Annotated in this window: 18 protein-coding genes; 9 read left to right on the top strand and 9 right to left on the bottom strand. The window is 76.1% G+C overall.

What is annotated here, in order from left to right; translation table 11 throughout:
- Positions 1-49: 49 nt before the first annotated feature.
- Positions 50-613, top strand: a complete 564-nt coding sequence (locus tag ACI79R_RS18720) for a TIGR03086 family metal-binding protein (RefSeq protein WP_456575167.1) — start codon at positions 50-52, stop codon at positions 611-613.
- 13 nt (positions 614-626) lie between these two features.
- Here the strand turns inward: ACI79R_RS18720 and ACI79R_RS18715 are convergent, their stop codons facing one another.
- Both ACI79R_RS18715 and ACI79R_RS18710 read right to left on the bottom strand, forming a co-directional pair.
- Positions 627-3353 (bottom strand): bifunctional acetate--CoA ligase family protein/GNAT family N-acetyltransferase, encoded by a 2727-nt coding sequence (locus ACI79R_RS18715; RefSeq protein ID WP_456575166.1) that lies wholly within the window; start codon positions 3351-3353, stop codon positions 627-629.
- On the bottom strand, positions 3346-4527 hold the full coding sequence (locus tag ACI79R_RS18710) for an acetoin utilization protein AcuC (protein ID WP_456575165.1): 1182 nt from the start codon (positions 4525-4527) through the stop codon (positions 3346-3348). Before ACI79R_RS18710 ends, ACI79R_RS18715 begins: the two co-directional genes overlap by 8 nt.
- Positions 4528-4689: 162 nt before the next feature.
- Between ACI79R_RS18710 and ACI79R_RS18705 the strand changes: the two genes are divergently transcribed.
- Positions 4690-5397, top strand: a complete 708-nt coding sequence (locus ACI79R_RS18705) for a metal-dependent transcriptional regulator (protein ID WP_456575164.1) — start codon at positions 4690-4692, stop codon at positions 5395-5397.
- Positions 5398-5443: 46 nt separating this feature from the next.
- Positions 5444-7507: a S9 family peptidase gene (locus ACI79R_RS18700; RefSeq protein ID WP_456575163.1), complete on the top strand. Its 2064-nt coding sequence runs from the start codon at positions 5444-5446 to the stop codon at positions 7505-7507.
- 32 nt (positions 7508-7539) lie between these two features.
- Here the strand turns inward: ACI79R_RS18700 and ACI79R_RS18695 are convergent, their stop codons facing one another.
- From ACI79R_RS18695 to ACI79R_RS18685, 3 genes are all read right to left on the bottom strand, one after another.
- Positions 7540-8613, bottom strand: a complete 1074-nt coding sequence (locus ACI79R_RS18695; RefSeq protein WP_456575162.1) for a DUF4192 domain-containing protein — start codon at positions 8611-8613, stop codon at positions 7540-7542.
- Between the two features lie 92 nt (positions 8614-8705).
- Positions 8706-9488: a hypothetical protein gene (locus ACI79R_RS18690; RefSeq protein ID WP_456575161.1), complete on the bottom strand. Its 783-nt coding sequence runs from the start codon at positions 9486-9488 to the stop codon at positions 8706-8708.
- A 57-nt stretch (positions 9489-9545) separates the two neighbouring features.
- Positions 9546-9839 (bottom strand): Dabb family protein, encoded by a 294-nt coding sequence (locus tag ACI79R_RS18685; protein WP_456575160.1) that lies wholly within the window; start codon positions 9837-9839, stop codon positions 9546-9548.
- A gap of 61 nt (positions 9840-9900) precedes the next feature.
- Here ACI79R_RS18685 and ACI79R_RS18680 point away from each other — a divergent pair, with 61 nt between their 5' ends.
- Genes ACI79R_RS18680 through ACI79R_RS18660 form a run of 5 tightly spaced genes read left to right on the top strand, consistent with a single transcriptional unit; the run spans position 9901 to position 14872 of the window.
- Positions 9901-11154, top strand: a complete 1254-nt coding sequence (locus ACI79R_RS18680; protein WP_456575159.1) for a glycosyltransferase family 4 protein — start codon at positions 9901-9903, stop codon at positions 11152-11154.
- Positions 11148-11933: a class I SAM-dependent methyltransferase gene (locus ACI79R_RS18675; protein WP_456575158.1), complete on the top strand. Its 786-nt coding sequence runs from the start codon at positions 11148-11150 to the stop codon at positions 11931-11933. The genes ACI79R_RS18680 and ACI79R_RS18675 overlap by 7 nt, the downstream gene beginning before the upstream one ends.
- 7 nt (positions 11934-11940) lie before the next feature.
- Positions 11941-13026 (top strand): prenyltransferase, encoded by a 1086-nt coding sequence (locus ACI79R_RS18670; RefSeq protein ID WP_456575157.1) that lies wholly within the window; start codon positions 11941-11943, stop codon positions 13024-13026.
- Entirely contained in the window at positions 13023-13910 is an 888-nt protein-coding gene (locus ACI79R_RS18665; protein WP_456575156.1) for a glycosyltransferase family 2 protein, read from the top strand. The genes ACI79R_RS18670 and ACI79R_RS18665 overlap by 4 nt, the downstream gene beginning before the upstream one ends.
- Positions 13907-14872 (top strand): glycosyltransferase family 2 protein, encoded by a 966-nt coding sequence (locus ACI79R_RS18660; protein WP_456575155.1) that lies wholly within the window; start codon positions 13907-13909, stop codon positions 14870-14872. Before ACI79R_RS18665 ends, ACI79R_RS18660 begins: the two co-directional genes overlap by 4 nt.
- Positions 14873-14900: 28 nt before the next feature.
- Here ACI79R_RS18660 and ACI79R_RS18655 read toward each other — a convergent pair whose 3' ends face one another.
- Genes ACI79R_RS18655 through ACI79R_RS18640 form a run of 4 tightly spaced genes read right to left on the bottom strand, consistent with a single transcriptional unit; the run spans position 14901 to position 17633 of the window.
- Positions 14901-15227, bottom strand: coding sequence for a TraR/DksA C4-type zinc finger protein (locus tag ACI79R_RS18655; protein WP_456575154.1), 327 nt, complete (start codon positions 15225-15227; stop codon positions 14901-14903).
- Entirely contained in the window at positions 15224-15841 is a 618-nt protein-coding gene (locus ACI79R_RS18650) for a class I SAM-dependent methyltransferase (RefSeq protein WP_456575153.1), read from the bottom strand. The genes ACI79R_RS18655 and ACI79R_RS18650 overlap by 4 nt, the downstream gene beginning before the upstream one ends.
- Complete coding sequence (locus ACI79R_RS18645) at positions 15838-17139, bottom strand: YibE/F family protein (protein WP_456575152.1); 1302 nt, start codon at positions 17137-17139, stop codon at positions 15838-15840. Before ACI79R_RS18645 ends, ACI79R_RS18650 begins: the two co-directional genes overlap by 4 nt.
- Positions 17140-17189: 50 nt before the next feature.
- Complete coding sequence (locus ACI79R_RS18640) at positions 17190-17633, bottom strand: STAS domain-containing protein (RefSeq protein ID WP_456575151.1); 444 nt, start codon at positions 17631-17633, stop codon at positions 17190-17192.
- A 175-nt stretch (positions 17634-17808) separates the two neighbouring features.
- Between ACI79R_RS18640 and ACI79R_RS18635 the strand changes: the two genes are divergently transcribed.
- The gene (locus tag ACI79R_RS18635) at positions 17809-18303 is read left to right on the top strand and encodes an Hsp20/alpha crystallin family protein (RefSeq protein WP_456575150.1); all 495 of its coding nucleotides are present in this window, start codon (positions 17809-17811) and stop codon (positions 18301-18303) included.
- The last annotated feature ends 124 nt before the right edge of the window (positions 18304-18427 follow it).

Raw genomic sequence — 18427 nt, 5'->3', positions numbered from 1 at the left:
ACACCACATCGGTGTCCGGGCTCCCGGCGTTCGCGGCAGGATGCGCCCCGTGACGGCGACGGGACCGACGACGGCGCAACGGTGGCAGCGGCTGGCCGACGAGTTCGGCCGGCGGGTGGACGGCGTTCCGCCCGGGCGGTGGGACGACCCCGCGCCCTGCGCCGGGTGGGTCGCCCGCGACGTCGTCCGGCACCTGGTGGAGTGGATGCCCGGGCTCTACCTCGGCAGTGTCGGGCTGCCCCTGCCGGCCGGCCCGTCGGTGGACGACGACCCCGCCGGCGCCTGGCACGCCGCCGACGGGGCGATCCGCGCCGCCCTGGCCGACCCGGCGACCGCGCGGCTCCCGACCCGCAGCCCGGCCGGCGAGATGCCGCTCGAGGACCTCGTGGCCATGACCGGGCTGATGGACCTGCTGGTGCACGCCTGGGACCTCGCCCGCGCCACCGGGCAGGACGAGCGCCTCGACCAGGACGAGTGCGCCGGCTTCCTCGTCGGCCTGGAGGCCTGGGACGACGCGCTGCGCAGCAGCGGCCACTTCGGCCCCCGGGTGCCGGTGCCCGCGGACGCCGACGCGCAGACCCGGCTGCTGGCCTTCACCGGCCGGCAGCCCTGACGGCCCCTGCGGCTCACACGGGGCTGCGCATCCGCCGCGGGCCGGGTTCGACGCGGGCGGTCGGCTGGCCGACGTGCGCCCGGCCGCCGGCGACCACCAGCGAGCGGCCGCCGTGCCAGGGCCGGGCGGGGCCGACGATGACCGGCTCCAGGGTCAGGCCCAGCACCTCGGGCAGGTCGTCGGCCATCCGGGCGACGCGGAGCAGGAGGTCCTCCAGCGCCGCGACGTCGACCGGCTCGGAGCCGCGGTAGCCGTTGAGCAGCGGCCACGCCCGCGGGGCACGCACCAGCTCGGCGGCGTCCAGGTCGGTCAGCGGCAGGGTGCGGTAGGCGCGGTCGCCGAGCAGGTCGGTGGCCACCCCGCCGACGCCGAAGCTGACCAGCGCGCCGAACGACGGGTCGTCGACGATCTCCACGACCGTCGACACCCCGGGCGCGGCCATCTCCTGCACGATCACCGGATCGCCGGCCGGGATGGCGCGGAACGCCGACCGCACCGCCGCGGCGTCCACGAGGTCCATGCGCACGCCGCCCAGGTCGGTGCGGCCGCGCAGCCAGGGCGCGGTGGACTTGAGCACCACCGGATAGCCGATCGCGTCGGCCGCGGCCGCGGCCTCCTCGGCGCTGGTGACCGTGCGGGTGCCGAGCATCGGGACGCCGTAGGCCCGCAGCAGCTGGATGAACTCCTCGTCGGTGAGGTCGCGGCCCCGCGGCTGCTCGGCGAGCACCCGCTGGACCAGCGCGCGGGCGCCGGCCTCGTCGACGTCGGGGAGCTCCGGCAGCTCGCCCACCGGCCGCCGCCGCCAGCGGGCGTACTCGGTCACCTTGGCCAGGGCGATGACCGCCCGCTCCGGCGTCGAGTACGACGGCACCGAGCCGCGGGCGGGCGTGCCGTCCTCCCCGGGCACCGCCAGCTCGGGCGGGATGCCCTCGGTGGAGAGGAAGGTGGCGACCACGGGCTTGGCCGAGTCGCGGGCGACCTCGAGCAGCGCGCGGCCGTAGTCCTCGGCGTTGCGCGACAGCGGCGGCAGGAACACCGCCACGACGCTGTCGACCGCCTCGTCGTCGAGCACCTCCTGCAGCGCGGCGCGGAACTGCTCCGCGCTGCCGTCGACGCCGATGTCGACCGGCCCCTCGTGCGCCAGCTGCAGGCCCTGCTCCAGGACCGCGTCGGTGACCAGCACGCCCATGGCCGTGGAGTTGCCGACGACGCCGACCCGGTCGCCGGCCGGCAGCGGCTGGTGGGCCAGCAGCGTGCCGACGTCGAACAGCTGGGCGAGGGTCTCGACCCGGATGACGCCGGCGGAGGCGAACAGCGCCGCCACCGACTGCTCGGGCACCGCCACCGAGGTGCCGGCCAGGCCCGCGGTCATGCGCACGTGCCGGCCGCTCTTCACCGCGACCACCGGCTTGGTGCGCCCGACGCTGCGGGCCAGCCGGGCGAACTTGCGCGGGTTGCCGAAGCTCTCCAGGTGCAGCAGCACGACCTCGGTGCCGGGGTCGGTGGCCCAGTACTGCAGGAGGTCGTTGCCGCTGACGTCGGCGCGGTTGCCGGCGGAGACGAAGGTGGACAGCCCGATGTTGCGGCCCCGGGCCCGCTCCAGCAGGGCCACCCCGAGCGCGCCGGACTGGGCGAAGAAGCCGACCCGGCCGCGGCCGGGGATCTTCGGCGCCAGGCTGGCGTTCAGCCGCACCGCCGGGTCGGTGTTGACCACGCCCAGGCAGTTGGGCCCGACCACCCGCATGCCGGAGGCCCGGGCGGCGGCGACCAGCTCGCGCTGCCGGGCGCGGCCGTCGTCACCGGCCTCGCCGAAGCCCCCGGAGATGACCACCAGCCCGCGCACCCGCTTGCGGCGGCAGGCCTCGACCACGCCGGCGACCTCCTCGGCCGGCACCGCGATCACCGCGAGGTCGACGTCGTCGGGGATCGCCTCGATGCTGGCGTAGGCCGGCACCCCGCGGACGTGCCGGGTGCCCGGGTTCACCGGGTAGATCGGCCCGGCGAAGCCGTAGTCGAGCAGGTGCCGCAGCACCGCGTGGCCGATCTTGTGCTCGTCGTTGCTGGCGCCGACCACCGCGACCGACGACGGCGTGAGCAGCCGCGCGATCGACCGCGACTCGCTGCGCTGCTCGCGTTCGTAGGTGACCGCGAGCGCGGTCTCGGTCGGCGCGATCGGGAAGGTCAGGTGGACCACGCCGTCCTCGTAGGAGCGGGTCGGGGTGTACCCGGCGTCGAGGAAGACGCGCACCATCCGGTTGTTCTGCGCCAGCACCTCGGCGACGAAGCGGGCGATGCCCCGCTCCCGGGCGGCGGCGGCCAGGTGCTCGAGCAGCACCGAGCCCAGGCCGCGGCCCTGGTGGGCGTCCTCGATGAGGAAGGCGACCTCGGCGTCGTCGGTGCCGGGGTACCGGTCGTAGCGGCCGACGCCGATCAGCTGGCCGCCGAGCAGGAGCACGAAGGCCACCCGGTTGTCGTGGTCGACGTGGGTGAACCGGTGCAGGTCGCGCTCCGACAGCCGCTTCATCGGCCCGAAGAACCGGTAGTAGCGGGTCTGGTCGGAGCTGCGCTCCATCAGCCCGACCAGGCCCTCGTCGTCCTCGGGGCAGATCGGGCGCAGGTGCACGGTGCCGCCGTCGGCGGCGATGACGTCGGCCTCCCAGTGCGGCGGCGGCGCAGGCACCTCCTCGACGGCGGCAGGGGCGGTACCGGTCGGCTGGGAGGGGGCGCCTTCGTCAATCACGGGGGTCATCCGGGTCGAGTCCGAAGTAGGGGAAGGAGGCCCGGCGGGTCCGCAGGATGGCGCGGTCCACGCGGGTCTCGGTGAACGGGTCCCAGTGGGCGAAGCCGGTGTAGCCGCCCTCGGTCATGTGCGTGGGTGGCCGGGCGCGCAGCCCCCGGGCGACGACGTCGTCCCGCCAGCTCTGCGGGATCTCGGTGGCCGGGTCCAGCCGGGCGCCGGCCGCCTCGGCGATCAGGTGGGTCCAGGCCCGGGGCACGCACCGCACCAGCCCGTACCCGCCGCCGCCGAGGGCGATCCACCGGCCGTCGCAGATCTCGTGCGCCAGGTCGTGCACCGCCCGGTAGCTGGCGCGCTGGCCGTCGACGGTGAGGCCGAGGTCGGCCAGAGGGTCCTCGTGGTGGGCGTCGCAGCCGCACTGGGTCACCAGGATCTGCGGCCGGAAGGCCCGCAGCACGCTGGGGACGACGGCCCAGAACGCCCGCAGCCACGCGGAGTCGTCGGTGCCGTTGGGCAGCGCCAGGTTGACCGCGCTGCCCATGGCCTTGTCGGCGTCGCCGGTCTCCTCGGGGAAGCCGGTGCCCGGGAACAGGGTGAGCGGCGTCTGGTGGATGCTCACCGTCAGCACCCGCGGGTCCTCGTAGAAGGCGGCCTGCACGCCGTCGCCGTGGTGCACGTCGAGGTCGACGTAGGCGATCCGCTCGTAGCCCTGCTCCAGCAGCCAGGCGATGGCGATCGCCGCGTCGTTGAAGACGCAGAACCCCGAGGCGCTGTTGCGCATGGCGTGGTGCAGCCCGCCGGAGATGTTGACCGCGTGCTGGGCGCGGCCGGCGTGCACCTGCTGGGCGGCGAGCACGCTGCCGCCGGTGATCAGCGCCGCGGCGTCGTACATCCCCTCGAAGATCGGGTTGTCCGCGGTGCCCAGCCCGTGGCCGACGGTCGGGTCGGCCGGCGCGCGGCGCACCGCCTCGAGGTAGGCCGGGTCGTGCACCAGCGTCAGCAGGTCGACGTCGGCCGGCGTCGGCTTCAGCACCTCGACCCGGTCGCCGGCCAGGACGCCGAGGGAGTCGGCCAGCCGCACGGTGAGGTCCAGGCGGACGGGGTGCAGCGGGTGGTCCCCGCCCATCGTGTAGCCGAGCAGCGCGTCGTCCCACACGACGGCGACCGAGTCGCTCACGGGCCCTCCTCGCCTCTGCGCCCGACCGTGCGCCGCTGCCCGGTCCGACCGCCCGACGCTACCGCCGGGTGCCCCGTCCGGCCGGTGGTGTCCACCACCCGCGAGACGACCCGGGGTGGGACCGCCGTCCCCGTACGATGGGCACCGACACGGAGGAGACCAGTGAACGACCTCATCGACACCACCGAGATGTACCTCCGGACGATCTTCGAGCTCGAGGAAGAGGGGATCGTCCCCCTGCGCGCGCGGATCGCCGAACGGCTGCACCAGAGCGGCCCGACGGTGAGCCAGACCGTGGCGCGCATGGAGCGCGACGGTCTGCTGACCGTGGAGGGCGACCGGCACCTGCAGCTGTCGGAGCAGGGCCGGGCGCTGGCCACGGCGGTCATGCGCAAGCACCGGCTGGCCGAGTGCCTGCTCGTGGACGTGATCGGCCTGGACTACGCCGACGTCCACGAGGAGGCGTGCCGCTGGGAGCACGTCATGAGCGAGGCGGTGGAGCGCAAGCTGCTCGCCCTGCTCGGCAACCCGACGGTCTCGCCGTTCGGGAACCCGATCCCCGGCCTGGACGCGCTCGGTGGCGAGACCTCCGCCGTGCTCGACGCGCTGACGCTGCTGTCGACCACCGCCACCCCCGAGGGGCGCCGCGTGGAGATCAAGCGGATCAGCGAGCAGCTCCAGGAGGACACCGAGCTGATGCGCGTGCTGGCCGAGCAGGGCCTGCGCCCCGGCGCGGTGGCCGTCGCCCGGCTGACCAACGGCTCGGTGAGCCTGGACGGCGAGGTGCTGCCGCTCGGCGTGGCCCAGCACGTGTTCGTCAGCGCGATGGACGAGGAGCTCACCCCGGTCGAGGCCGCGCCCCGGCTCTGAGCGAGGCCCCCTGCGCGGGGGCCGGGCGCCTCCTACGGTGGGCCGGGTGAGCGAGCCCTCCTCCCCGGCCACCACCTCCTCCTTCGCCGACCTCGCGGCCTACGTCGCGCTCCCCCGCGTCGCCGGTCTCGCGCTCTCCGCCGACGGCACCCGCCTGGCGATCGGCGTCCAGACTCTCGACCCCGACGGCACCAAGTGGGTCTCGGCGCTGTGGGAGGTCGACCCGGAGGGCCGGCGGCCCGCGCGCCGGCTGACCCGCAGCGCGCCCGGGGAGTCGGCGCCGGTCTTCGCACCCGACGGGTCGCTGCTGTTCACCTCCGCTCGCCCCGACCCGGCCGCCGGGTCCGACGCCGGCGAGCCGAAGGCGGCGCTGTGGAGCCTGCCCCCCGACGGCGGTGAGGCCCGCGTGGTCGTCGCCCACCCCGGCGGCATCGGCGGGGTGACCGTCGCCGCCGGCACCGGGGACGTCGTGGTGGCCGCCGCCACCCTTCCCGGGAGCGTGGACGCCGAGGCCGACCGGGAGCGCCGCAAGGCCCGCAGCGACGCCGGGGTGACGGCGGTGCTGCACGAGCGCTATCCCGTCCGCTACTGGGACGCCGACCTCGGCCCCGACACCCAGCACCTGTTCTGGGTCGGGCAGCTGCCCGCCGAGCCGCCGCCCGGCACCCCGGCGGAGCCGCCCGCGCTGCGCGACCTCACCCCCGACGCCCTGCCCCCCGCCGGCGGCGGGGAGGACCCCGCGCTCTCCCCCGACGGCCGGCTGCTGCTGGTCGCCGACGCCGTGCCGGACGGCCCGGCCGGCCAGCGCACCCGCGTGCTGCTGGTCGAGACCGCCACCGGGGCCGCCCGCCCGCTGGTCGACGATCCGCTGGCCGACGTCTACGCCGCCCGGTTCTCCCCCGACGGCAGCGCGGTGGTGTGCGTGCGGGAGTCGCTGTCGACCTACGCCGACCCGCCCGACTACACCCTCCTGCTCGTCGACGTCGACGGCGGGCCGGCGCGGGACCTCACCCCCGGCTTCGACCGGTGGCCCAGCGCCCCGCAGTTCAGCGCCGACGGCTCCGCGGTCTACTTCCTCGCCGACGACGACGGCCGGCACGCGCTGTTCCGGGTGCCGGTGGCCGGCGGCGAGCCGGTGCGGCTGACCGCCGACGGTGCCTACAGCGACCTCCGGGTGGCCCGCGACGGATCGGCGCTCTACGCGCTGCGCTCGGCCTACGACTCCCCGCCGGTGCCGGTGCGGCTGGACCCGGAGGCGACCGGCCAGGACCCGCAGCCGCTGCCCAACCCCGGCACGCTCGACCGGCTGCCGGGCACCCTGCACGAGGTGTCGGCCACCGCCGCCGACGGCAGCCGGGTGCAGTCCTGGCTGGTGCTGCCCGAGGGCGCCTCGGCCGAGCAGCCGGCGCCCCTGCTGCTGTGGATCCACGGCGGCCCGCTGATGAGCTGGAACTCCTGGTCGTGGCGGTGGTGCCCCTGGGTGATGGCCGCCCGCGGCTACGCCGTCCTGCTGCCCAACCCGGCGCTGTCGCAGGGGTTCGGGCTGGACTTCGTGCGGCGCGGCTGGGGGCGCTGGGGCGAGGAGCCCTACACCGACCTCATGGCCGCCGTCGACGCCGCCCTGGAGCGCCCGGACCTCGACGCCGGCCGCACCGCCGCCATGGGTGGCTCGTTCGGCGGGTACATGGCCAACTGGATCGCCACGCAGACCGACCGGTTCCGGGCGATCGTCACGCACGCGAGCCTGTGGCACCTGGACTCGTTCCTGGGGACGACGGATGCGGCCTACTACTGGGAGAAGGAGTGGGGCGACCCGCTCACCGAGCCGCGCCGCTACGAGCTGAACTCGCCGCACCGCTTCGCCGACGCGATCCGCACGCCGATGCTGGTGATCCACGGCGACCGGGACTACCGCGTGCCGATCGGCGAGGCGCTGCAGCTCTGGTACGCGCTGCAGAAGCGCGGCATCCCCTCGAAGTACCTGTACTTCCCGGACGAGAACCACTGGGTGCTCAAGCCAGGGAACAGCACCGTCTGGTACGAGACGGTGCTGGCCTTCCTGGCCGAGCACGTGCTCGGGGAGGACTGGCAGCGCCCCGTCCTGCTGTGATGCCGGCCTGCTGTGATCCCGGCCGGCGGCGCTCAGCCGGCGGCACGGCCGTCCTCCAGGTCGGCCACGGTGCGCTCGAGGAGGGCGCGCAGCTCGGCCGGGGGCAGGCAGGCGGCCAGCCCGTCGGCGAGCAGCCGGGCGAGGGTCAGGTCGGGGTCGCTGTCCAGCGCCCGCTCCAGCGCGATGCCGGCCAGCGCGCCGTCGCCGCGCAGCCAGGCACTCACCGCCAGCAGCGTGGCCGGGACGGCGTCCAGCGGAACCGGCGCCCGCCGGGTGCACTCGGTCCAGAGCACCTCGGCGGCGGCCCGCTGCGGGCCGAGCGCCAGGCCCAGCGCCCGGTCGCGGACGTCGGGGTCGCGCAGGCCCCACAGCACGCGGGCCAGCTCGGCGTCGGCCAACCGGGTGCCGGCGGACCGCGCGCCCGGCGTGCAGGCCGCGACCGCGGCCCGCACGGCGGCGTCGGACTCGGCGGCCAGCGGCGAGGGCCCGCCGTCGAGGGCCCGGGTGGCGCAGTCGCGCCCGATCCGCAGCACCGCGGCGGCCATCGCGCCGGCGGCCGGCCCGCCGACGGGCGCGATGCGGGCGGCCAGCGCGGCACGGTCGCGCTCCACGACCGCACCCGCGGCGACCGACGCGGCCGCCAGCTCGGTCACCCCGGCCGGCAGCGGCGTGCCGGCGCCCGGCGCGCAGCACGGGTGCGGGCAGTCGTAGGACCACCACCGGCCGCGGCGCACGAGCAGCAGCTCCGGCACCGGGATGCCGGCGTCGGTCAGGGCGAGGACGAAGGCGTGCACCAGCTCGCGGTGCGGCAGCTGCGGGGCGGGATCGCCGGGCCGGCGGACGTCGGGGGCGTCGGAGACGACGGCGAGCAGCACCCGGTCGGGGGCGTCGGTGGCGATGCTCCGGGTGAGCGCCCGGGCGAGCTCGCAGGCCCGGGCGGGGTGCGGCAGGTCGGCGCGCGCGGTGAGCCCGACCCGGCGGTCGGTCCTGGTCAGGCTGACCAGGACCACCGACTCGGCCGGGTGGAAGCCCAGCAGGTGCGGCAGCGCCGCGGCGACCTCTCCCGGATCGGAGATGCGGACCAGGGGGCGGAGGGGATCGTCCATGCGCCGACCCTCGCGGCGGCGGGGCCGCCGGAGGGACGGCGCGGGTCATCTGTGGAACGGCCGGCCGGATGTGGACGGCCGGTCGCGGAACGTCAGTCGAGGGCCTCGGCCTGGGTCTCGTAGGCCTGCTCCAGCAGCGCGGTGAACGCCGCGGGGTCCAGCTGCGCGTCGCCCTGCGGCGCGGTGCTGATCAGGATCAGCTGCCGCTCGCCGTCCTGGACGATGCCGACCAGCGCCGGCACGGTCACCTGGCTGCCGTCGGCACCGGCGCCCGTGGTCGTCGTGGACAGGCCCACCGCGCCGTCGCCGAGGTCGGGGACCTCGAGCGCCTGCAGCGACGCCGTGGCCGTGCCCTGAGGGGTCGCCACCGTCACCTGGGAGCAGTTCGCCAGCTGGCCCTCGACGTCCTCGAAGGCGACCTCCGGCCCGCCGCTGGCCAGCAACTGCACGGTGGCCGTCGTGCCGACGACCGCGACCTGGGCGGCCAGGTCGTCGTACTGGTCGAACTGCGGCTGGGTCGTCTGCAGGGCCGCGGCGCACTCCGGCGGGGTGATCTGCGCGCCGTCCAGTGCCCCTGCCGCCGAGACCGCGCCCTGCTCCAGCTGCTCCTGGGTCAGCTCCTGCACCTGCGCCTGCGGGCCGAACGCCTCGGCGGGGAGCAGGCCGGCCGACAGGTCGCCGCCGCCCTCGGCCTCCGAGGTGCTCGCCGGCGCGGAGGACTCCGACGACGAGGGCGCCGACGAGCTGCCGGCGGCGGGCTCCTCGGAGCCATCGCCCCCGCAGCCGGCCAGGAGGGCGCCGGCGGTGAGCCCGGCGGCCAGGACGGCGGGCACCCGGAGCGCGCGACGGCGGACGGAGGTCAGCGAGCGAGACATGACCGGAACCTAACGAAGCCGCTCAGGGGCCGCATGCGCGCGCCGCCGATCGGGCGCTCAGACCTCGAACTGCACCGCGCTGCGCGCGGCGAGGTTCGGCGTGACGTGCTCGGTGAGGATCCGCACGTGCTCCGGGTGCTCGGCGTAGCGCCGCCAGGCCGCCTCGTCCGGGAAGTCGGCGACCAGCGCGGTGTGCCCGTTGCCCGCCCGCAGGCCCAGGTCGTCGCCCACGGTGAACGCGGTCATGCCGCCCACCGACTCGGGCAGCCGGCGCAGCGCGGCGACGGCCGTGGCGCGGATGTCGGCATCGGCGTCGTCGGACCAGGTGAAGACGACCACGTGGCGCAGCATGGGGTCAGCCTGTCAGGTGACCGGAACTGGCCGGTCACGACGGGCGGTTAGAGTCCGCGGCATGGGACGGTCGTTGCGCATCGCACTGCTGTCCTACCGGAGCAAGCCGCACAGCGGCGGCCAGGGGATCTACGTGCGGGCGCTGTCCCGGGAGCTCACCGAGCTCGGCCACCGGGTGGAGGTGTTCAGCGGCCAGCCCTATCCCGAGCTCGACGACGGCGTGCCGCTCACGCGGGTGCCGAGCCTGGACCTCTACCGGGAGCCCGATCCGTTCCGCACGCCCCGGCCCTCGGAGATCCGCGACTGGGTGGACGTCGCCGAGTGGGCGGCCATGTGCACCGCCGGGTTCCCCGAGCCGCTGACCTTCAGCCTCCGCGCCGCCCGGCTGCTCCTCCCGCGCGCCGCCGACTTCGACGTCGTCCACGACAACCAGAGCCTGGGCTACGGCCTGCTGCGGCTGACCCGAGCGGGGCTGCCCACGGTGGCCACCGTGCACCACCCGATCGCGATCGACCGCGACCTGGAGCTCGCGGCGGCGCCGTCGCTGCGGCGGCGGTTCACCCTGCGCCGCTGGTACGCCTTCACCCGCATGCAGGGCCGGGTCGCCCGCCAGCTCGACGGCGTCGTCACGGTCTCGGAGAACTCGCGGCGCGACATCGAGACGCACATGGGCGTGCCGGCGTCGGGCATCGACGTCGTGCCGGTCGGCATCGACCCCGACGTCTTCACCCCGCCGCCGCCCGGCAGCACCCGCGAGCCCGACACCATCACCGCCGTCACCAGCGCCGACGTGCCGCTCAAGGGCCTCGTGCACCTGCTGGAGGCGGTCGCCAAGCTGCGCACCGAGCGCCCGGTGCGGCTGACCGTCGTCGGCACCGCCCGCCCCGGCGGGCCGGCGCAGGCCGCGCTGGACCGCCTCGACCTCGGCGACGCCGTCCGCTTCACCGGCCCGGTGAGCGAGGCCGAGCTGGTCGGGCTGCTGCAGCGCTCCGCCGTGGTCGCCATCCCGTCGCTGTACGAGGGCTTCTCGCTGCCGGCCATCGAGGCGATGGCCTGCGGCACCCCGCTGGTGACCACCGACGCCGGGGCGCTGCCCGAGGTGGTGGGCACGCAGGCGGGCCTGCGGGTGCCGGCCGGCGACGTCGGCGAGCTGACCGCGGCGCTGGAGCTGGTGCTCTCCTCCCCCGCGCTGCAGGAGCAACTGGGCCGCGCCGGCCGCCGGCGGGTGCTGGCCTCCTACACCTGGCGGGCGGCCGCGGAGCGGACGGCGGACTGGTACCGCGAGGTGCTGGAGCGGAAGGGAACCCCGTGCTGACCGTCGACTACGACCGGCTGGACCTCCGCCCGGGGATGACCCTCCTCGACCTGGGCTGCGGCGAGGGCCGGCACGCCTTCGAGGGTTTCCGGCGCGGCGCGCGGGTGATCGCCCTCGACCACGGGGTGCCGGAGGTGGAGACGACCCGGCGGTGGCTGGACGCCATCGCCGCGGCCGGGGAGGCGCCCACGGGCGCCTCGGCCGAGGTCGTGCGCGGCGACCTGCTGGCGCTGCCGGTGCCCGACGCCAGCGTCGACCGGGTCATCGCCGCCGAGGTGCTCGAGCACATCCCCGACGACCGCGCCGCGATGGCCGAGATCGCCCGGGTGCTCAAGCCCGGCGGCCGGGTCGCGGTCACCGTGCCGCGCTGGCTGCCGGAGCGGATCTGCTGGGCGCTGTCGGACGAGTACCACGCCAACGAGGGCGGCCACATCCGCATCTACCGGGGCGACGTCCTGCGCGACCGGCTCGCCGCGGCCGGCCTGGTGCCCGGCGCCGAGCACCACGCGCACGCCCTGCACGCGCCGTTCTGGTGGCTCAAGTGCGCCGTCGGCGTCGACGACGACAACCCCGCCGTCCGGGCGTACCACAAGCTGCTGGTGTGGGACCTCACCGAGCGGCCCTGGCTGACCCGCACCGCGGAGAAGCTGCTGGACCCGCTGATCGGCAAGAGCCTGGTCGTCTACGCCGACAAGCCCGCGGCGCCGGGGCACCCCGCGGCGCGCACCTGGTCGGCCACCACGGGGAGGCTGGACCGGGAGCGGGTCCCTGCCCGCTGACCGGGCCGTGCTGCCCGAGCTGCCGGGGGTGCTGGCCGGCGAGCAGGTGCGCGTCACGGTCGGGTGGATCGCCGCGCAGCAGGACGCCGACGGCGCGCTGCCGTGGTTCCGCGGCGGCCAGCTGGACCCGTGGGACTCCGTCGAGGCCGCGATGGCCCTCGACGTGGGGGGCGAGCACGAGCGGGCGGCGGCCGCCTACCGCTGGCTGGCCCGGCAGCAGCGCCCCGACGGCTCCTGGGCCGCGGAGTACCGCGACGGCGCGGTGTCCTCGCCGGGCACCGAGAGCAACCACGCCGGCTACCTCGCCGTCGGCCTGTGGCACCGCTGGCTGGCGCTCCGGGACGACGCGCTGGTCGCCGAGCTGTGGCCGGTGGTCCGCCGCGGCCTGGACCTCGTCACCCGCATGCAGCTGCCCGGCGGCGCGGTCGGCTGGGCGCTGCGCCCCGACGGGCGGGCCGACGACACCGCGCTGCTGACCGGCAACGCCAGCCTCTTCCAGGCGCTGCGCTGCGGCGTCGCCCTGTCCGCGCTCACCGGGGAGCCCCAGCCGGACTGGGAGCTGGCCGCCGACGACCTCGGGACGGCGCTGCGCACCCGCCCGGAGCTGTTCGCCGACCGCTCCCGCTACTCGATGGACTGGTACTACCCGGTGCTCGGCGGTGCCCTGACCGGCGCCGCGGCCACCGAGCGGCTGGCCGCGCACTGGGACACCTTCGTCGTGCCCGGGCTCGGCGCGCGGTGCGTCTCCGACCACCCCTGGGTGACCGGCGCGGAGACCGCCGAGCTGGCCCTCGCGCTGACCGCGGCCGGTCAGCGGGACGCCGCGCTCGAGCAGCTGGCCGCGATGCAGCACCTGCGCGACGACGACGGCGCGTACTGGACCGGGCTGGTCTTCGCCGACGGCGTCCGCTGGCCGGTCGAGCGCACGACCTGGACCGCCGGCGCGGTCGTCCTGGCCGCCGATGCCCTCGCCGGGGCCACCCCGGCGGCCGGGCTGTTCGCCGATCCGGCGGCGCTGCCGCCCGCGGGCACCGGGGGGAGGGACGACTCGGCCGGTTGGCTGCCCGGGAGTGCGGGCACGGTGTCCCCGTGACCAGCACCTCCGCACCCGACCGGGATCTCTCCCCCGCCCCTCTCGACGACGTCACCGTCGTGGTGATGAGCCGCGACCGGCGCGAGGACCTGCTCGCGTCCCTGCCGCGGCACGAGGCCCCCGTCGTCTTCGTCGACAACGGCTCGACCGACGGCTCGGTGGCCGCCGTGCGGGCCGCCCACCCCGACGTCACGGTGCTGCCGCTCTCCGACAACGTGGGCGCCCGCGCCCGCACCATCGGCGCCGAGCACGCCGGCACCGCGTTCGTCGCCTTCGCCGACGACGACTCCTGGTGGGCTCCGGGCGACCTCGCCCGCGCCGCGGAGATCATGCGCGCCCACCCGCGGCTGGCGGTGCTCAACGCCCGCATCCTGGTCGGGCCCGAGGAGCGGCTGGACCCGGTGTGCGCAGAGATGGCCGACAGCCCGCTCGGCACCCCCGACGACCTGCCCGGTCCGGCGCTGCTGGGCTTCATCGCCTGCGGGGCCATGGTGCGCACCGAGGCCTTCCTCGCCGTCGGGGGCTTCGACCCGGTGGTGCGCTTCCCCGGCGAGGAGGAGCGGCTCTCCCTCGACCTCGCCGCCGCCGGCTGGGGCCTGGCCTACGTCGACGAGGTGACCGTGCACCACCACCCCTCGACCCGCCGGCACGACGCCGCCGCCCGCCGGACCGCCATCTGGCGGAGCAGGGTGCTGACCGCGGTGATGCGGCGGCCGTGGGGCGACCTCGCCCGGCTGCTCGTCCAGGCCGTGCGCACCGGCGCCCCGGAGCGGCGCGGGGTGCGGCGCGCGCTGCCCGACCTGCCGGCCGCGCTGCGCCGCAGGAGGCGGGTACCCGACCGCGTGCTGGCCGACCTCCGGCTGCTCGCCGGGGACGCCCGGTGAGGAAGGACGCTCCTGCCCGCCACCACTCCGGAGCTCGCGGCGGGACCCTGCAGGAGGGCCGGCCGGGCCCCGACCCCCGGGTCGCCGTCGTCGTCATCACCCACCAGCGGCGCGAGGAGCTGTTGCTCGCCCTCGAGCGGATGACCGCGCTGCCCGAGCAGCCGCACGTCGTGGTCGTGGACAACGGGTCCACCGACGGCACCGCCGACGCCGTCCGCACCGGCTTTCCGCAGGTGGAGCTGATCGCCAGCCCGGAGAACCTCGGCGCGATCGGCCGGAACGTCGGCGTCGCCCGGCTGACCACCCCCTACGTCGCCTTCTGCGACGACGACACCTGGTGGGACCCGGGCTCGCTGCGCACCGCCGCCGACGTGCTGGACGCCCATCCGCGGCTGGCCGTGGTCACCGCGCGGATCCTCGTCGAGCCCGGCGGCCGCGAGGACCCGATCGTGCCGGAGCTGCGCGACTCCCCCGTGCCCGGCGCCGACTGGCTGCCGGGTCCGGCGCTGGGCTCCTTCCTCGCCGGCGCGTCGGTCGTGCGCCGGGAGGCCTTCGCCGAGGTGGGCGGGTTCTCCGAGCGCCTGTGGCTCGGCGGCGAGGAGGAGCTGATGGCCGGCGACCTCGCCGCCGCCGGCTGGGAGCTGTGCTACCTCCCGCAGCTGACGGTGCACCACCAGGCCAGCCGGGCCCGCGACGCGCACCGGCGCCGCCGCGACGGCATCCGCAACACCCTCTGGACGACGTGGCTGCGCCGCCCGCTGCGCCCGGCGCTGCGCCGCACCGCGCACCTGCTGCGCACGCTGCCGCGCGACCGGGTCACCGTGCAGGGCCTGCTCGCCGCCGCACGCGGCATCCCGTGGGTGGTGCGCGAGCGCCGGGTGCTGCCGCCGCACGCCGAGGCGCGGTTCGCGGCGCTGGACGAGGTGCAGCGCCGGTCGACGGCCCGGCGGTACGTCAGTTGACGGCCATTCGCGCGCGAATGGCCCTCACCTAGCGGGCGCAGGCGATGCAGGTGCGGGCGGCCGGGCGGGCGGCCAGCCGCTCGGCGGCGATCGGCCGCCCGCAGCTCTCGCAGATGCCGTAGCCGCCGGCCGCCCGGCGGGCCAGCGCCGCCTCGGCGTCGGCCAGCCGGCGGCGGGCGGCGTCGAGCAGCGCGGCGACCTGCTGCCGCTCGAAGGCGATGGTCGCGCCCTCGGGATCGTGCTCGTCGTCGGCGTTGGACGACTTCGAGGCGGCCACCACGGCGTCGAACTCGCCGGTCAGCGCGGCGATCGCGGCGAGCGCGGCGTCCCGCTCGGCCAGCAGGGGGTCGCTCACCGGAGCCGGCGGAGCAGCCGCAGCGACCCGGTGCCGGGCAGCTCCTCGAACTCCCCGGAGGCCAGCACCCGCTGGTAGACCCCGAAGGGCGCCTGCCCGCCGTCGGCGGGATCGGGGAAGACGTCGTGGATGGCCAGCGTGCCCCCGACGGCCAGCTTGGCCACCCAGGCGTCCTGGTCGCGGCGCGCGGACTCCTCGGTGTGGCTGCCGTCGAGGAACAGCAGCGCCAGCGGGGTCGACCACAGCGGGGCGAGCACCTCCGACCGGGTGACGACGGCGACGACGACGTCCTCCGCGCCGGCCTCGGCGATGGTGCGCCGGAACCGCGGCAGCGTGTCGATCAACCCGACGGCGGGGTCGACCAGCGACGGGTCGTGGTACTCCCAGCCCGGCTGGTGCTCCTCGGAGCCGCGGTGATGGTCGACGGTGACCACCTGCCGGCCGGTCTCGCGGGCGGCGGCGGCCAGGTACAGCGCCGACTTGCCCATCCAGCTGCCGATCTCCAGCAGCGGCCCGGGCACGGGAACCGCGCGGGCGGCCTCGTAGAGGGCGCGGCCCTCGTCGGCGGGCATGAAGCCCTCCGCGGCCTCGGCGGCCGCCAGGAGGTCGCTCACCTGGCGAACCGCGACCGCAGCGCGGCCATCCGTCGTTCGGGCACCGCTCCGGCCTCCGTTCCCGCGGCCGTGGCGAAGAACGCCCCGGCCGCCGTCGTCACCGGCACCGCCAGCACGAGGGCGATCGCCCCGACCAGCGTACGGATGACCTCCTCGGCCACCGCCGAGCTGGTCAGCACCGTGCCCGCCGGCTGCGCGTAGACCTCGAACAGCAGCAGCAGCGGCAGCGCGGCACCGGCGTAGGCGAAGACGATCGTGTAGACGGTCGAGGCGATGTGGTCGCGGCCCACCGCCATGCCGCGGGCGTAGAGCTGCCGCCACGACATCCCGGGGTCCACCTCGTGCAGCTGCCAGATCGCCGAGGCCTGGGTGATCGTGACGTCGTTGAGCACGCCCAGCCCGGCCACCACCACCCCGGCGATGACCAGCCCGGAGAAGTCCAGCGCCGGGTCGTAGGTCTGCAGCTGGACGGTCTCCTCGCTGGTCAGCCCGGTGAGCCGGGCGACCTCCACGGCCACCGAGCCGAGCACGGTCACCAGCGCGAGCCCGAACAGCGTGCCGACCAGCGCCGTCGTCGTCCGTGCCGAGAAGCCGTGCGCCAGGTAGAGGACGACGAACATGATCGCCGCCGATCCCACGAGACTGACCAGCGTCGGCGACTCGTCGGACAGCAGGCCCGGCAGCACGAACTGCAGGAGGACGACGAAGGCGAACGCCAGCCCGAGGAGTGCGGCCAGCCCGCGGAGCCGGGCCACGGCGCCCACCACCACGGCGAAGGCGATCGCGAGGACGACGATCGGCGTGGCCCGCTCGTAGTCCTGGAACAGGTAGCTCGGCCCGCCCTCGGCGCCCGGGTCGCGGCTGAGCACCAGGACGTCGTCCACCTCGATCCCCGAGGCGTAGACCTCCGGCGGGAGGTCGAGGGTCGCGTAGTCACCGGCGCCCTCGCCGTCGAGCACGACCACGACGACGCTGGCGCAGGTGAGGTCCAGCACCGTGCCGTCGGCGTTCTCGAACGGGCACGGCTCGGGATCCACCTGCACCACCCGACCCTCGGGATACGTGGTGCCGGCCGGGAAGTACACCTGGGCGGCCTGCTCGGCCCGGGTCGGCTCGCCGGAGGGCCAGAGCGCGAACAGCCCCACCACGGTGGCGATGCCGACCGGCACGAGCAGCAGGAGCATCAGCCAGACCGCGCGGCGCCGGCGGGTCAGGACCTCGGGGGTCGGCGGCGGCGCGTCCGGGTCGTGCCCGTGGGAGTGGCCGTGGGCTCCGGGGCTGTGGCTGTGGCTGGGCACCGGTCCAGGCTAAGGAGGCCCGGCTCCCGCACCCCGCGACGACACCGGCCTCAGTGCGAGCGGTCCGCCGGGCGGTCCCCGTGCGCCCCCGCCGGCGGGCCGGCCGGTTCCGGTCCACCGCCGGCCGGCTCCTCGACGAGGAAGCGGTGCCACAGGCCGGTCATCTGCAGCGGCCGGGTGACCGCCGTCGGCGGGTCGACCAGGACGAGCTCGATCCCCCGGGGCTGGGCCAGCTTCTGCACCTGGACCAGCAACGCCATCCCCGCGGAGTTGGTGTAGGCCACCGACCGGAGGTCCAGCCGCAGCGTCCGCAGCGAGTGGGTGCTGAGCAGCAGGTCGGTGACCGTGCGGACCAGCGGCTTGCGGGCCTGCTCGGTCAGCTCGCCGTCGACGGTCACCGTGGCGCTGTCCCCGGCCACGGTGAGGCCGACCTCGGGCGCGTCCTCGGCATCGGGTCCTGTCGCCGCTCGTGCGGTGCTCGGTGCGTCGTCCACACGAGGGGTCTTCCCCGTCGGCCGCGGGTCCACTCGTCGTCGCACGACCCCGGGAACAAACTTCGCGACGGGACGTTTACACCGGTGCACGCCTGAGGTAATCTCCAGTCGCCACTAGAGGTTCACCCCTCGGGCAGCGAACAGAACCACCATGTCACCAGGAGGTTGACCAGCCATGATGCTGACCGCCTACGACCCGTTCGCCGCCACGTCCGCCGCCTTCCGCGCGCTGGACCAGCTCACCGGCCGCGCCGGGTCCACCGCCCGCCCGCTCTCCGGCATGCCGATGGACGCCTACCGCGTCGGCGACAACTTCGTCGCCCACTTCGACCTGCCGGGTGTCGACCCGGGCTCGATCGACCTCTCGGTCGAGGGCAACACGCTGACCGTGACCGCCGAGCGCTCGGTACCCCAGCTCGAGAACGCCGAGTGGACCGTCGCCGAGCGGCCCTACGGCAGCTACACCCGCCAGCTGGTGCTCGGCCGCAGCCTCGACACCGACCGGCTGGAGGCCAGCTACCACGACGGGGTGCTGACCCTGAGCATCCCGGTCGCCGAGAAGGCACGGGCCCGGAAGATCACGGTGACCCGCGCGGACGCGCCGGCCGCCGTCGAGAACCGCACCATCGAGGGCGAGCACAGCGAGCCGTCGAAGGCCGTCGAGGCCTGAGCCGGACCGGGGGGGGGGGGGGGGGGGGGGGGGGGGGGGGGGGGGGGGGGGGGGGGGGGGGGGGGGGGGGGGGGGCGGGGGGGCGGGGCCCGTGCCGGGGCCCGTCCCCCCCTCCGCGTCTCCC

This window comes from Blastococcus sp. SYSU D00820, from assembly GCF_054050695.1.
Note: the sequence above shows the minus strand (reverse complement) of the source record. Positions and strands in the feature narration are given on the sequence as shown.

Coding starts and splice junctions, on each gene's coding strand:
- ACI79R_RS18695 (WP_456575162.1), bottom strand. CDS start 8,613: ATGGACGATCCCCTCCGCCCCCTGGTCCGCATCTCCGATCCGGGAGAG.
- ACI79R_RS18690 (WP_456575161.1), bottom strand. CDS start 9,488: ATGTCTCGCTCGCTGACCTCCGTCCGCCGTCGCGCGCTCCGGGTGCCC.
- ACI79R_RS18685 (WP_456575160.1), bottom strand. CDS start 9,839: ATGCTGCGCCACGTGGTCGTCTTCACCTGGTCCGACGACGCCGATGCC.
- ACI79R_RS18635 (WP_456575150.1), top strand. CDS start 17,809: ATGATGCTGACCGCCTACGACCCGTTCGCCGCCACGTCCGCCGCCTTC.
- ACI79R_RS18680 (WP_456575159.1), top strand. CDS start 9,901: ATGGGACGGTCGTTGCGCATCGCACTGCTGTCCTACCGGAGCAAGCCG.